The organism is Brevibacterium sp. Marseille-P9724 (genome assembly GCF_902500275.1).
Taxonomy (GTDB): Bacteria; Actinomycetota; Actinomycetes; order Actinomycetales; family Brevibacteriaceae; genus Brevibacterium.
In genome coordinates, this window is the sequence record NZ_LR722993.1 from 69,966 (window position 1) to 85,027 (window position 15,062).

At 63.6% G+C, this 15,062-nt stretch carries 10 protein-coding genes and 1 pseudogene; 5 read left to right on the plus strand and 6 right to left on the minus strand.

The genetic code is table 11. The features are described 5' to 3' along the window. The first annotated feature begins 35 nt into the window (after positions 1-35). The 4 genes from GC119_RS06205 to GC119_RS06220 all read left to right on the plus strand — a co-directional run bounded on the left by GC119_RS06205 (position 36) and on the right by GC119_RS06220 (position 4,503). Complete coding sequence (locus GC119_RS06205; RefSeq protein ID WP_083304184.1) at positions 36-497, plus strand: DUF3151 domain-containing protein; 462 nt, start codon at positions 36-38, stop codon at positions 495-497. A 149-nt stretch (positions 498-646) separates the two neighbouring features. Beyond that, positions 647-1,933: an adenylosuccinate synthase gene (locus GC119_RS06210; RefSeq protein WP_151952749.1), complete on the plus strand. Its 1,287-nt coding sequence runs from the start codon at positions 647-649 to the stop codon at positions 1,931-1,933. A 48-nt stretch (positions 1,934-1,981) separates the two neighbouring features. Continuing rightward, on the plus strand, positions 1,982-4,141 hold the full coding sequence (locus GC119_RS06215) for a S9 family peptidase (protein WP_151952750.1): 2,160 nt from the start codon (positions 1,982-1,984) through the stop codon (positions 4,139-4,141). After that, a complete protein-coding gene (locus tag GC119_RS06220) occupies positions 4,138-4,503 on the plus strand; it encodes an SdpI family protein (protein WP_151952751.1) in 366 nt (121 codons plus the stop codon). Before GC119_RS06215 ends, GC119_RS06220 begins: the two co-directional genes overlap by 4 nt. Before the next feature lie 131 nt (positions 4,504-4,634). Here the strand turns inward: GC119_RS06220 and GC119_RS06225 are convergent. The 5 genes and pseudogenes from GC119_RS06225 to GC119_RS06245 form a co-directional block, all read right to left on the minus strand. Next, positions 4,635-5,862 (minus strand): annotated as a pseudogene (locus GC119_RS06225) (cobalamin-independent methionine synthase II family protein). A 167-nt stretch (positions 5,863-6,029) separates the two neighbouring features. Further along, on the minus strand, positions 6,030-7,403 hold the full coding sequence (locus GC119_RS06230) for an NAD-dependent succinate-semialdehyde dehydrogenase (RefSeq protein WP_070575124.1): 1,374 nt from the start codon (positions 7,401-7,403) through the stop codon (positions 6,030-6,032). Continuing rightward, positions 7,404-8,783 (minus strand): NAD-dependent succinate-semialdehyde dehydrogenase, encoded by a 1,380-nt coding sequence (locus GC119_RS06235; RefSeq protein ID WP_151952752.1) that lies wholly within the window; start codon positions 8,781-8,783, stop codon positions 7,404-7,406. Positions 8,784-8,955: 172 nt separating this feature from the next. After that, on the minus strand, positions 8,956-11,277 hold the full coding sequence (gene purL, locus GC119_RS06240) for a phosphoribosylformylglycinamidine synthase subunit PurL (protein ID WP_070575118.1): 2,322 nt from the start codon (positions 11,275-11,277) through the stop codon (positions 8,956-8,958). Between the two features lie 157 nt (positions 11,278-11,434). Further along, positions 11,435-12,259, minus strand: a complete 825-nt coding sequence (locus GC119_RS06245; protein ID WP_070575115.1) for an acyl-CoA thioesterase domain-containing protein — start codon at positions 12,257-12,259, stop codon at positions 11,435-11,437. Positions 12,260-12,400: 141 nt separating this feature from the next. Here GC119_RS06245 and GC119_RS06250 point away from each other — a divergent pair, with 141 nt between their 5' ends. Then, positions 12,401-13,291 carry a rhodanese-related sulfurtransferase gene (locus GC119_RS06250; RefSeq protein WP_070575366.1) on the plus strand — a complete coding sequence of 297 codons (891 nt, stop codon included), beginning with the start codon at positions 12,401-12,403 and terminating at the stop codon, positions 13,289-13,291. Between the two features lie 74 nt (positions 13,292-13,365). Here the strand turns inward: GC119_RS06250 and GC119_RS06255 are convergent, their stop codons facing one another. Continuing rightward, the gene (locus GC119_RS06255) at positions 13,366-14,985 is read right to left on the minus strand and encodes a long-chain-fatty-acid--CoA ligase (RefSeq protein WP_070575113.1); all 1,620 of its coding nucleotides are present in this window, start codon (positions 14,983-14,985) and stop codon (positions 13,366-13,368) included. Between the last annotated feature and the right edge of the window lie 77 nt (positions 14,986-15,062).

Genomic DNA, 15,062 nt, shown 5'->3' on the forward strand with positions numbered 1-15,062 from the left:
GCGTCCCGCGTTTCGCACCCCGCTGAAGGAGAGACATGAGTCAGCCGCTCGGCAAACCCGCACACATCGGCAACCTCGACGCATCGCAGCTGGGCCCACAGCCCACTTACCTGCCCGATGACCACCCGGATGTCGAAGCGCGCCGTCGCCTGGACGCAGGCGAAGAGCCCATTGACGTCGCCCACGACCTTCCGGCCTCCTGCCTGGCCTGGGCCGAACTGGCCGACGAAGCCTTCTCCGAGGGCCGCCTAGTGGACTCCTACGCCTATGCCCGCGTGGGCTACCACCGCGGTCTCGACGCGCTGCGCCAGGCCGGATGGCGCGGCGTGGGCCCGATCCCGTACTCCCACGAGGTCAACCGCGGCTTCCTGCGGGCCCTGTACAACCTGGGGCGCGCTGCCGCCGGCATCGGCGAAGCCGAAGAAGCCCACCGGATCGAGAAGTTCCTCCGCGACTCTGACCCGGAGGCCATAGACCGCATCGGCTCCGGCAGCTGACGAGGCGCCGGGCGGCTCACGCGCAGGCTGCGTCACCGCAGTGCCCCGCATCACATTCGGCCGCATCGGCTAAACTGGTGCCGCAACGGCGGTCATCCGCCTTTTTGTATGCGCTGTCAGCGCGTGAAGAAGTCAACGTGAGGTGACGAATGCCTGCAATCGTGGTCGTCGGTGCCCAGTGGGGCGACGAAGGCAAGGGCAAGACAACAGACATCCTGGGAACCCAGGTCGACTATGTCGTCAAGCCCAACGGCGGCAACAACGCCGGGCACACGGTGGTTGTCGGCGGTGAAAAGTACGAACTCAAGCTGCTGCCGGCTGGCATTCTGTCGCCGAATGTTGTGCCCGTGATCGGCAACGGCGTCGTTGTGAACCTCGAAGCGCTCTTCTCCGAAATCGACGGTCTGGAAGCCCGCGGTGCTGATACGTCGAAGCTTAAGATCTCGGCCAACGCCCACCTTGTCGCCCCGTTCCACCAGACGCTGGACAAGGTCACCGAACGGTTCCTGGGCAAGCGCGCGATCGGCACCACCGGTCGCGGCATCGGCCCCACCTACATGGATAAGACGGCGCGCTTGGGCATCCGCGTGCAGGACCTGTTCGACGAATCGATTCTCAGGCAGAAGATCGAAGGCTCGCTGCGCCAGAAGAACGAACTTCTGGTCAAGGTGTACAACCGCCGCGATGTCACGGTTGAGGAAATCATGGAGTACTTCGCGCAGTACCGCGACCGCATTGCGCCCATGGTCACCGAAACCGAACTGCTGCTGAACAAGGCTCTCGATGACGGCAAGGTCGTCGTCATGGAGGGCGGCCAGGCGACCATGCTCGATGTTGACCACGGAACCTACCCGTTCGTCACGTCCTCGAACCCCACAGCCGGCGGTGCCTGTGTTGGATCCGGCATCGGGCCCACCCGCATCAACCGCGTGGTCGGAATTGTGAAGGCCTACACCACCCGCGTGGGTGCAGGTCCGTTCCCTACGGAGCTGTTTGACGACATGGGCGAATACCTGCAGAAGCAGGGTGGGGAATTCGGCGTGAACACCGGCAGGCCGCGTCGCTGCGGCTGGTTTGACTCGGTCATCGCCCGCTATGCAAGCCGCGTCAACGGCTTCACCGACTACGTGCTGACCAAACTCGACGTGCTCGATGACCTGTACGAAATCCCGGTGTGCGTGGCCTATGAGGTCGACGGTGAGCGTTTTGACGAAATGCCGATGTCGCAGTCGGACTTCCACCACGCAAAGCCGATCTACGAAACGTTCCCCGGCTGGAAGGAAGACATCTCCGGTTGCCGGACTTTTGAGGATCTGCCGAAGAACGCGCAGGACTACGTGCTGGCTCTCGAACGGATGTCCGGCTGCCGGATTTCGGTCATCGGTGTCGGCCCCGACCGCGAACAGTCGATCGTCCGCCACGACCTGCTGGACTGATCCGCCGGACCGTTCTTCTGGCGGATGGAAGACGGCTAACCTTGTGCCATGCACTCAACCCCGCAGATACCCGAACCCGCCCAGAAGGTTCCCCACGAGCGCACATTCCACGACGACACTTTTGTCGACAACTACGAGTGGATGCGCGAAAAGGACAGTCCGCAGGTTCGCGACTACCTGGACCGCGAAAACGCCTACACGGATGCCCGTACGGCGCATCTGAGTGATCTGCGCGAGCAGATTTTCGAAGAGATTCGCTCTCGCACAAAGGAAACCGACCTGTCGGTTCCGGCTCGCCGCGGCGGCTATTGGTACTTCACCCGCACCTCTGAGGGCAAGAACTACCCGGCGTACTGCCGTGTTCCGGTCAGTGATGTTGGGGCCGGTGAACCTGGCGCGGCAGGCGGCGGCGAGGCCTGGACTCCGCCGAAGATCGAACCCGGAGTGGCGCTGGCCGGTGAAGAACAGCTCATCGACTTCAATGTCGAAGCAGGTGACAGCAGTTTCTTCGCAGTCGGCTCCCTCGACGTTTCCCCCGACGGCAGGCTGCTCGTCTACGCCGTCGACAGGGTCGGCGATGAGCGCTTCACCCTGCGCATCCGCAATCTGGAAACCGGCGAAGACCTGCCCGACGAAATCCCCGGCATCTTCTACGGCGCCTGCTTCGATGGCACCGGCACCCACGTCTACTACACGACCGTTGACGATTCCTGGCGCCCCGACACCGTGTGGCGGCACACCCTGGGAGACTCAACTGACGCCGACGTAGTTGTGTTCCGAGAAGACGACGAAAGGTTCTTCGTCGGCGCTGAGCTTAGCCGCACCGGTAACTACCTGTTCATCTCAACCGAAGCGAAGACCACCTCGGGCACCTGGTTCATTCCGACCTCAGACCCGACAGCCGAACCGCAGCCGGTGTGGCCGCGAGAACAGGACGTGGATTATTCGGTCGAACACGCTGTGATTGACGGTGAGGACCGCTTCCTCATCGTCCACAACCGCGACAGAGCCGATTTCGACATCGCCGATGTTCCGGCAGCTGATCCGACAGCACAGCCGTCCCAAGTGCTGCGTGATGTGGGCGGCATGCGCATTGAGGAAGTCCAGGCGTTCAGCGGTCTTATTGCCGTGGGCTACCGGCGCGCGGGCTTCGCCCGGGTCGGCCTCATTGACCTGAGCGCACCGGCCGAAGACGGTGTTCGGCCCATGACGGAAGTTGATTCGGGTGAAGACGCGGGCTACCGTTTCATAGCAGCGGACAATCACTCCTTTGACCAGCCGCACGTGCGGGTCACCATGGGTTCGCTCGTGCGCCCGCACGCGGTTGCCGACTGCACCCCGGACAGCAAGCAGATTCGCAAGGTGACCGAGGTTCCCGGTGTTGACCTCGCCGCATATTCGCAGACCTTGGAATGGGCGACGGCTGCCGACGGCACACAGATTCCGGTGAGTCTCGTATGGCGCACCGACGCGGTTGACCGCAGCAGCCCGGCACCGCTGAACCTGTACGGCTACGGCAGCTATGAGGCTTCCATGGACCCGGCGTTCTCAGCGGTCCGCCTGAGCCTGCTGGATCGCGGCGTCGTATTTGCAATCGCCCACATTCGCGGCGGCGGTGAAATGGGCCGCCACTGGTACGAGCAGGGCCGCATGGAGTTCAAGAAGAACACCTTCACCGACTTCATTGACGTGGCCGACCACCTGATCAGCACCGGCTGGACATCACCGGAGCGCATGGTTGCCCGCGGCGGTTCTGCCGGAGGACTGCTCATGGGTGCTGTGGCAAACATGGCCCCGGATCGCTTCGCCGGGATCATCGCGGATGTTCCCTTCGTCGATTCGCTTACCTCGATGCTCATGCCGGAACTGCCGCTGACCGTCATCGAATGGGAAGAGTGGGGCGACCCGCTGCACTCGAAGGAGTTCTACGAGTACATGCGCAGCTACGCGCCGTACGAGAACGTCACGCAGCAGCAGTACCCGCCGATTCTCGCGATCACATCACTCAACGACACCCGGGTTCTGTACGTCGAACCGGCTAAGTGGACTGCCCGTCTGCGTGAAGTCGGCGCGGACGTCATCCTCAAAACCGATATGACCTCCGGTCACGGCGGGGCCTCCGGACGCTATGACGCGTGGCGCGAAGCAGCGTTCTGGACCGCCTGGATGCTCGACCGCCTGGGCCTGGCTGAAAGCGGTGAACAATGAGCCCGGGGCTGATCACAGCGGCGGTTTTCACACTGCTGGGCATCGGCCTGGCCGCGGTTCTGTGGGTGCCGACACGTGCGGCGGCCGCCGGCCGCCTGGGCCCCAATGACCGCTGGGGCATTCGCATGGGCGCCACCCGCCGGTCACCAGAAGTATGGCAGCGCGCCCACCGGGCTGCGTTCATCTACATTGCCGCAGCCCCCTGGATCGCCGGGATTGCGCTGCTGGGCACGATTGTCCTGGCCGTGTGGGTCGGCGAAGGCGGGGCAATCATGATGTCTCTGCTGGGCCTGTGCGGGCAGATCTTCATCGGCATCTTCGGCACGGTCTTCGCCGTCATCGCCTCCCGCGACAAACGGTAGGCCGCCGGTTCGAAGAACCGGTGCCCGCGGGTGAGGGGCGGTTAGGGAAAAGGCAAGCGGCGCCTCGTCAGATGAATGACGAGGCGCCGCTTGGCTGCGTGCCGATGTTTGGTGAGCGCAGCTGATTTGGGTCAGCTGCCCAGGCGCTTGGAGGCGATTTCAGCGCCCTGTGCGAGGCTTTCGAGTTTCGCCCAGGCGATCTCGGGGTGGATGCGCCCACCCAGACCGCAGTCGGTGGATGCGACGACGTTCTCCGGGCCTACCAGGCGGGCAAAGCGCTCAATGCGGTCTGCGACCAGCTGCGGGTGTTCCACGATGTTCGTCGAGTGCGACACGATGCCGGGAATGATGTACTTGCCGTCGGGCAGTTTAGTGTCTTCCCAGATGCGCCATTCGTGTTCGTGGCGGACGTTCGCAGCCTCGAAGGTAATGCCTGCGGCGTTGATGCTCAGCACGTCGTCGACGATTTCCTCAAACGGAAGGTCGGTCACGTGGGGGCCGTGCCAAGAGCCCCAACAGGTGTGGAAGCGCACCTGCTGCGGGTCGATGCCGCGCAGAGCGTGGTTGAGCGCTTCGATGCGCGGGCGCGTGAACTCGCGGTACTCTTCGAAGCTGGGTGCGGGGTTGATCTGGTCCCAGTTCTCAGCGATGGAAGGGTCGTCGATTCTCAGCGATGGAAGGGTCGTCGATCTGGATGATGAAACCGGCTTCGGCAATCGCCAGGTACTCTTCGCGGAAGACATCGGCCATGGCCCAGATGAACTCTTCGTCGCTGTCGTAGTAGCCGTTCTGGATGCGTGCTGCGGAACTCGGGCCCAGTGAGTTGATGTAGGCGGTCGACGGGTCGATTCCGGCTGCCTCGCAGGCCTGTTTGAGGTTCTGGATGTCACGCTGGATGAGCTCCTGGCCGACGTAGCGCACCGGCTCTACGGCCACTGGGAACTGCTGCTGCTGGCCGGTGTCAGCGCCAGAAGCTTCCGCGTCGCCGTACACGCCGGGGAACAGGTGGCGGTCACGGCGGTCGGGGAAGCTGGTCAGCACGACCTTGCCCGGTTCGGAACGCACCGGGGGAGCGTTGTGGAAGTGCACTTCCTGCAGCTCCAAGCCCGAAGTGCGTTCAAAGGAGTAGTGCCACCAGGCGCCGTAGTCCCTTTCGGCGGCCATTGCGTGGCCGTATTCGCCGTCGTTGACTTCGGTGATGCCGATGTCGTTTTGGCGCTTGACGATGTCAACCACGGAATCGGTCAGCAGCTGGCCGAATTCTTCCTTGTCGATGGAGTCGTCAAAGCGTGCGGCGTTGGCGGCAATGAGCTTGTCGGTGCGCGGCAGCGAGCCGGCGTGGGAAACGCGAATGGTCATGGTGCTCCTTCCTTGAAGAAATTTTTTTCATCATATGAACGGGCGAACATGCGTGCTGGGGCGTTGACGCATTTTGGAACATTCGCGTAACACAAGCGGCGCCCCGCCAGAAAATGACGAGGCGCCGCTTGGCTGGATTGGCTGTGCTCAGCTGAGCACGGCTTGTGTCAGTCAGCCACGTAGTACAGGCGCTTGTTGACGAATTCGTCCATGCCGACCGGTCCGAGTTCACGGCCGTAGCCGGAGCGCTTCACACCGCCGAACGGCAGGTGTTCTCCACCGGCCTTGGGGATGTTGACCGAAGCCATGCCGACTTCCAGCCGGTCAGAGACCTTCTGGGCGCGTTCGACGTCTTCGCTGAATACTGTGCCGCCCAGGCCGAACTGGGTGTTGTTAGCAAGTTCCAGGGCCTCTTCGTCAGATGAAACCGGGTAGGCCACGAGCACCGGACCGAAGAACTCTTCGTAGTAGATGTCCGAACCCACCGGGATGTCGGTGATGACAGTGGGCGACACATAGGCGCCCTCGTCGGAGATCTGCCCGCCGGTGCGGATGGTGGCGCCTGCGTCTTTGGCCCGGAGAATCTGGTCGTAGAGGTTCTCCGCTGCCGCACGCGAAGACAGCGGCATGTAGACGCTCGGGTCTTCGCTCGTGTAGTCGCCGGGGGTGGCCTCAGATGCCAGGCGGACCAGTTCGTCGACGAACTCTTCGTACATGTCGTCCATGACGATGATCCGCTTGTTGGAGTTGCACGCCTGGCCGGTGTTGAACAGGCGAGTCTTGTAGGCAAGCTGAGCCGAGGCCTTGACGTCGGAGGAGTCCAGCACGATGTACGGGTCAGAACCGCCGAGTTCGAGCACGGCCTTCTTCAGGGCCTTGCCCGCCTGCGCCGAAATTGCGGCACCGGCGCGTTCGGAGCCGGTCAGCGATACACCGGCGATGCGGTCGTCGGCAATGACCTTCGAAATCTGGTCGTGCTTGGCGTAGATGTTCTGGAATACGCCTTCGGGCACGCCTGCTTCCAGCATGATCTCTTCCATCACACCGGCAGACTTTGCGCAGATTTCGGCGTGCTTGAGCACAATCGCGTTGCCGAGCATGAGGTTAGGCGCTGCGAAGCGGGCCACCTGGTAGTACGGGAAGTTCCACGGCATGATGCCCAGAATGGTGCCGACCGGCCGGTGCTGCATAACAGCCTTGCCGCCGGGTGCATCCAGTGGGACATCCTTGGTGAATTCTGCAGCGTTGTCGGCGTAGTAGCGGTAGATGCGGCTGCAGAACTGGGCTTCGCCAACGGCCTCCGAACGGCGCTTGCCCATTTCGACGCCGATGATGTCGGCGAGTTCTTCGGCGCGCTCATCGTAGAGGTCGGCAACCCGGCTGACGATCTTCGACCGTTCGCTCATGTCGAGCTCAGCCCATGCGCGCTGGGCTTTTTCTGCTTTGGCGAGAACCGCTTCGAGTTCGTCGTCGGTGATGGCGGGGAACGTTTCGACGGTCGCGCCCGTAGCGGGGTTGACGACCTTGTAGTCCATGCTCATTCAGTCCTCCTTGGTGTAGAACAGGCGCTTGTTGACGAATTCGTCCATGCCCACGGGGCCGAGCTCACGTCCGTAGCCGGAGTTCTTCACACCGCCGAAGGGCAGAGCGGCCGAATCGGTGTCGTAGGAGTTGACCTTGGCCATGCCCACGTGCAGGCGGCTGCCCAGCGCTTCGGCCCGCGCGGTGTCGGTGCTGAACACGGTGCCGCCGAGCCCGAAGCGAGAATCATTGGCAAGTTCCAGGGCCTCTTCGTCAGAGCTGACGCGGTACACAACGAGCACCGGGCCGAACAGCTCTTCGTAGTAGACATCTGAGCCCACCGGAACGTCCGTTACGACGGCGGGGCTGAAGTGGGCGCCGGGGCCGTCGGCGAGTTCGCCGCCGGTGCGGATGGTGGCTCCGGCCTCCTTCAGCTGCTCCATCTGCTTTGCGAGGTTTTCGGCCGCGCGGCGCGAGGACAGCGGTTGGTAGACCGTGGGATCGTCGCTCGTGTAGTCGCCGGGCTTCATGTCTGCGGCCAGGCGGACCAGTTCGTCGACGAATTCTTCGTAGACGTCGTCCATGACGATCAGGCGCTTATTGGAGTCACACGCCTGGCCCGTGTTGTACATACGGGTGGCGAAGGCGTCCTGCGCTGCCTTCTTGACGTCCTCGGTGTCGAGGATGACGTACGGGTCGGAACCGCCGAGTTCGAGCACGGCCTTCTTCAGAGCCTTGCCCGCCTGCTCCGACACAATGGCGCCGGCGCGTTCCGAACCGGTCAGCGATACACCGGCAATGCGGCTATCGGCAATGACTTCGGCAATCTGGTCGTGAGATGCCCGGACGTTGGTGTACACGCCCTCGGGCAGACCGGCCTCGCGGAAGATGTCTTCGATGACCTGCGCGGATTCGGGGCAGATCTCGGCGTGCTTGAGCACAATGCCGTTGCCCAGCACCAGGTTCGGTGCAGCGAAGCGGGCCACCTGGTAGTACGGGAAGTTCCACGGCATAATGCCCAGCAGAACCCCAATGGGCCGACTCTGCAGCACAGCGGTGCCGCCGGGGGTGTCGAGCTTCTTGTCCGCTGAGAACTCTGCGCCGTTGTCCGCGTAGTAGTTGAGGATTTCAGCGGAGAACTGGGCTTCTTCTGCGCCTTCTGAGTGGCGCTTGCCCATTTCCCTTCCGATGATGTGGCCGAGTTCGTCAGCGCGTTCGTCGAACAGCTGGGCGGCTTTCTTCACAATGGCTGCGCGTTCTTCTATGGGACGCGCAGCCCACTGCCTTTGGGCTTCGACCGCTGTGTCGAGCGCCTGGCTCAGCTGGGCGTCGGAGATGGTGTCGTATTCGGCTGTGACCTGGCCGTCGGCCGGGTTTGTCACCGCGTAGTTCGAGCTCATGGACCCTCCTTAGTCGTCTGAGTTCTCTCATGGTCAACACTATCGGCACCCTCGGACATTCCATCCGGCCTCCCCGCCGAACCCCAGCCGCGCCCACCGCCCTTCCCGGCGCACAGACAACGAGGTGCCGCTCACCTGTCAGGTGAGCGGCACCTCGTAAGTTGGCTTACGGTCAGCCGAAGTGCTTCAGCATGGTGCCCTTGGAGGTTTCCAGGAGCTCCTGCAGGCCGATGGTGAACTGGTCGACCACTTCGAGGCTCGCCCGGTTGTCTTCTCCAGCATCAGTCATGCCGATGCGCACGTGCGGGAAGTTCCGGGCGGTGCACATATCGGTGAAGCGCACTTCTTCCGAACGCGGCACGGCGACGATTGCACGCGCTGCGGTTTCGGAGAACAGCGCGGTGAACAGGTCCACGCCGTCGCGCTTGATGACTTCGTCCAGCCAGATGCGCGCACCCATGCCGAAGCGCATGACCGCTTCGGCCACGGCGATCGCCAGGCCGCCCTCGGAGAGGTCGTGCGCGGTGTCGATCATGCCGTCACGGCTGGCGTTGATGAGGATTTCGCCGAGTTCGCGTTCAGCTTCGGGCTTGAACTTAGGCGGCAGACCGCCCAGGTGGCCGTGCGCGACATCCGCCCACGCCGAACCGCCGAAGTCCTCTTCTGTTTCGCCCAGCAGGTAGATGGCGTGGCCAGCACCCGTGAAGCCCGACGGGGTGGCGCGGGTGACATCGTCGAAAACGCCCATGACTCCGACAACCGGGGTGGGCAGAATCGCGGTGTCGCCGGTCTGGTTGTACAGCGACACATTGCCGCCGGTGACGGGAACGCCGAGAGCCTGGCAGCCCTGGGCGAGACCTTCGATTGCGGTGGCCAGCTGCCACATGATTGCGGGGTCTTCCGGCGAACCGAAGTTGAGGCAGTCGGTCACCGCCATTGGCCGCGCACCGGTGGTGGCGACGTTGCGGTAGGCCTCGGCCAGCGCCAGCTGGGCGCCGGTTGCCGGGTCCAGGTAGGTGTAGCGGCCGTTGGCGTCGGTCGCCAGTGCAATGCCCAGGCCCGTTTCCTCGTCGACGCGGATAACACCGGCGTCGTCGGGGAAGGCCAGAGCGGTGTTGCCCTGCACGTAGCGGTCGTACTGGTTGGTGACCCATTCCTTCGAGCACAGGTTGGGTGAGGCCACGAGGTCCAGCAGGGTCTGGCGCAGTTCATCGCCGCCTTCGGGGCGGGCCAGTCCTGCGGCGTCGACCGTGTTGGCCTGCGTTTCAGCCTGCCAGGACGGTTCGCTGTAGGGGCGTTCGTAGACCGGGCCGTCGTGGGCGACGGAGCGCGGGGGAACGTCGACAATGACATCGCCGTGCCATTCGATGACCAGGCGGCCGGTGTCGGTGACTTCGCCGAGAACCGAAGTTTCGACTTCCCACTTGCCCACGATCTCCATGAACTCGTCGAGCTTTTCAGGCCGCACAACTGCCATCATGCGCTCCTGAGATTCCGACATGAGGATCTCTTCGGGGGTCAGCGTGGGGTCGCGCAGCAGGACGTCGTCCAGTGCGATGTGCATGCCGCCGTCGCCGTTGGAGGCCAGTTCCGAGGTCGCGCAGGAAATACCGGCCGCGCCGAGGTCCTGGATGCCCTCCACGGTGTCGGCTGCAAACAGCTCCAAGCAGCACTCGATGAGCACCTTTTCGCTGAACGGGTCGCCCACCTGCACGGCGGGGCGCTTGGATTCAGAGCCCTCTTCGAAGCTTTCGGAAGACAGGATGGAGGCACCGCCGATGCCGTCGCCGCCGGTGCGCGCACCGAACAGAACAACCTTGTTGCCTGCACCGGAGGCATTCGCCAGGTGGATGTCATCGTGCTTCATGATTCCGACGGCCAGCGCGTTGACCAGCGGATTGCCCTGGTAGGCGGGGTCGAAGACGGTTTCGCCGCCGATGTTCGGCAGGCCGAGCGAATTGGCGTAGCCGCCGATGCCGGCCACGGCTCCGTGGCACACGCGGGCGGTGTCCGGGTGGTCGATCGCGCCGAAGCGCAGCTGGTCCATGACGGCAACCGGGCGCGCACCCATGGAGATGATGTCGCGGACAATGCCGCCGACACCCGTGGCGGCACCCTGGTAGGGCTCGACCATGGTCGGCGAATTGTGGGATTCGACTTTGAACGTGACAGCCCAGTCCTGCCCGATGTCGACAACACCGGCGTTTTCGCCGATCGGCACGAGCATGTGCTTCTTCATGTCTTCGGTGAGGTATTCGCCGAACTTGCGCAGGTGCACCTTGGAGGACTTATAGGAGCAGTGCTCGGACCACATGACGGAGTACATGGCCAGCTCTGCCGAGGTGGGACGGCGCCCGAGGACTTCGCGGATCGCGTCGTACTCGTTTTCCTTCAGACCGAGTGACGCCCAGTCCTGTTCGACATCCGGGTTGGCGGCCGCGTATTCGACGGTCTCCTTGACCTTTTTGTCGGCGGAGGGGTTCGTGGATGACATGCCTGTCGACGTCCTCTCGTTGGTGCGCTGCTTGCGCGGATCCGGGTGCGCGGGATGACGGGGATTGACGTGGTCATCCTACCGCGCGGGTGCCTTCGTGGGGCATGTGGCCGAGGGGGCTGAACCGGGTTGCTGTCCGAAGATGACGAGGTGCCGCTCAGCTGATCGGCCGGACTGTCAGGGACTGTGTGACGACGGCAAACGGGCCGTAGGCGTCATGCCACACAGTGTGGGTTAAGCCGATGCCGCTGGGTCCGAAGCTGACGCTGACATCCCCGGCCTGCCAGGGCAGACCGACAGGGTCTTGGGGGACCGGCTGCGGCGTGATTCCCGGTACGGGGGCGTGGGGTTTGCGAATGTACGTGACGGTCAGCTCGACATTGGGATATGCGACCTTCCGCGGATCTTCGCGGACTGACATTCCGTTGGCGGTATCGAACAGGGCAGCAGACTTGGCGAACTGCGAGGTGGGCTCATCGGCGAGATCGGCCGTGGAAGCCAGCCAGAAGTGCGCACGCCCCGGCTCGAACTGGTGCCGGTAAGCCCGCAGAGTGGCAATGTAGTCACCCGGCCACACGCTCGAACCGGAAAAGCACTCCATGTCCGCAAGCGGGGTGAGCTCCGGAAAAGGCGAGGCGGCAAGAGGAGCGGTCTCCGCCTCGAGAGTCAGCCAGGCACGAGCCCGCACAATGACCCGCCCGTCATAGGTGAGCAGCACCTCGACCAGTTCGATGGTCCGGCCCGGCCGCAGCACCTCGACGCTGTAGTCAAAGGCTGCAATCGGCACCACGCCGTAGATGTCGAAGCTGATCCGCGAAATCTGCAGGTGCTCCTGCCCGCGAGCCTGCGCGTCAGATTCGATGATGTGGGTGATGAGCCCCAGAGCAGGGGAAATGTGCTGCTCTTTCGGGTTCCACGCTCCCGAGGTGTGCTGTGTGGCCGTGAAGCTGTGCGCGCCGCCTCGCTTGAAGAAAACGTCCATACGCGCATTGTGGCACAGGTCTCATACGGCTCTCATGCGACGAAACAGCTGACGGGAACCGGTGCGTCCAGCCTCTGGAGAGCGGGGCCGCGGGCAGTGACCGGCGCTTCGGCAGTTGGGGTGCTCAATACAATTGAGACTATGTCGGTGCAGAAAATCGTCCTCTTCTACGTATTCACCCCTCTTGCTGACCCGGAAGCCGTGCGCCTGTGGCAGCACGCGCTCGCCGAAGGGTGCGGGCTGAAAGGCCGCGTCATCATCTCCAAAGACGGGATCAACGCAACGCTCGGCGGGGACATCGACGACGTCAAAAAGTACGTGCGCATCACCAAGAGCTACGAACCGTTCAAAAAGGCCGACATCAAATGGTCAACCGGCCACGGTGACGACTTCCCGCGCCTGTCGGTCAAAGTCCGGCCCGAGCTTGTCACCTTCACTGCGCCGGATGAAATCAAGGTCGATGCCGACGGTGTGATCGGCGGGGGAGAGCACCTCAAACCGGGTGCCCTGCACAAGCTCATGGACGAACGCGGTGACGACGTCGTGTTCTTTGACGGACGCAACGCAATGGAAGCCGAAATCGGGCGCTTCCGCGGTGCGATCGTGCCGGATGTCGAGACCACGCGGGACTTCATTGACGAAATCGAATCCGGCAAATATGACGAATATAAGGACCGCCCGGTGGTGACCTACTGCACCGGCGGCATCCGCTGCGAAGTGCTGTCGGTGCTCATGAAGAACCGCGGCTTCAACGAGGTCTACCAGCTGGACGGCGGGATTGTCCGCTACGGCGAAACCTACGGCAATTCAGGCCTGTGGGACGGTTCGCTGTACGTGTTCGACAAGCGCATGCACATGGAGTTCGGCTCCGGTGCGGAGTCTCTGGGCTCGTGCTTGGAGTGCGGCAAACGCACCCCGGAATTCGTCAACTGCGCCAATGAAAGCTGCCGCCAGCAGTTCCTGCGCTGCGAAGCGTGCACCCGCGCGGGCCTGCACCCCACGTGCGGCAGCTGCGTGTCAGTCGGCATGTGAGGGCGGGGCGGCTGAGCCTGCCGTGCGGCTGCTGAGCTTGCCGTGTAGTCGGCGGCGCTGTTGGGCGCGGCGTTTCAGCCCTCCCGCAGCTGGACCTTGCTGATTTTGCCCGTTGATGTTTTGGGCAGTTCAGCCACGTAGCGGTATTCGCGCGGAACTTTGAAACCGGCAAGGCGGGCTCGCAGGTGTGCTGTGAGCACATCGTCCTCAAGCTCTGCGCCTTCGCGGGTGACGACGTAGGCGCGCGGGCGTTCGCCCCACTTGGGGTCGGGCACTCCGACAACGGCGGCTTCGGCCACCAGCGGGTGCGCGCCCAGGGCGTGCTCGACTTCGATGGTCGAAATGTTCTCGCCGCCGGAGATGATGATGTCCTTTGCGCGGTCCTTCAGTTCGACGTAGCCGTCTGCGTGCATAACGCCGAGGTCCCCGGTGTGCAGCCAGCCACCTGCAAAGGCCTTCGCGGTGGCTTCGGGGTTGCGGTAGTAGCCGGCCATGACGGTGTTGCCGCGCACCACGACCTCGCCGATTGTCGCTCCGTCGGCGGGCACATCGACAAGAAGGCCATCGCTGTCGGGTTCGCGCTGAACAACGCGCAGTTCGCTGGAGCCGATCTGCCCCACACCCTGCCTGGCCAGCAGAGCCGCCCGGGTCTCAGCAGGGAGGTCCTTCCACTCGTCCTGTTCGTAGGCGATCGTGTAAGGACCGGCTGTTTCGGTCATGCCGAAGGAGTGGGTGACGGAGAATCCGAGGGCTTCGACATCGGCCAGCGTGCGCGGGTCCAGAGGCGCTCCGCCGCAGGTGACGCGCAGTGTGTAGTTCAGCCGGTGGGCTTCGTCGGTGGCCAGCACAGTGCGCACGACGGTCGGTGCGCCGTTGAAATGTGTGACCCGGTGGCGGTCGATGAGCTCCCAGATCTTCGGTCCGCGCACTGCCCGCAGGCACACCTGGGTGCTGCCGGCTGCGATGAGCGCCCACACGCCGCACCAGCCGTTGCAGTGGAAGATCGGCAGGGTCCACAGGTAGACGCTGTCGGTGTCGAAGCGGGAGTGGATCACCTGGTTGATGGCGTTTGTGTACGCCTGACGGTGGGTGACGATGACGCCCTTGGGATTGCCTGTTGTGCCGGATGTGTAGTTGATGCCCAGCGGGTCGAGTTCGCTGTGGGGCGCCCACTGAAACTCACGAGGTGCCTGCCCGGTCTGGTCTGCTCCCGGCTGCTGGGTCTGGGCTAGGAGGTCCGCAAGGTCGACGAAGCCTTCAGGCAGGTGTGCGGCGGGGTCGGCAGTGCGGTCGACGGCGATGGTCGCGACGGTTGTGAGCTGGCCGATCAGCGGTTGGACAACCGGGATGTATTCGGCGTCAATGACGAAGACCCTTGCGCCGGAGTGTTCGAGGATGAAGTGGATTTCTGCGCTGGTCAGGCGGATGTTCAGCGGGACGAGGACAGCACCGGCCAGCGGCACCGCGAACTGAGCGGTTGCCATTTCGAGGGTGTTCGGCGCCATGTAGGCCACGCGGTCGCCAGGGCGGATGCCGAGGTCGGCCAGCAGCTGTGCGCGGTGTTGGGCATCGGCGGCGAACTCGGCGAATGTGCGTGCGGTTTCGCCGTCGATGACGGCTGTGCGGTTGGGGTAGACGCGGGCGCTGCGCTCAAGGAAGCTCAGCGGCGAAAGGGGTGTGTGCAGTCCAGTCATAGCTGTGAGGCTTCCAGAGCCCTGCCTCGTGGGGAGCTTAAGAGGTCACACAGTTTCACGGCCCGTCATACATGACG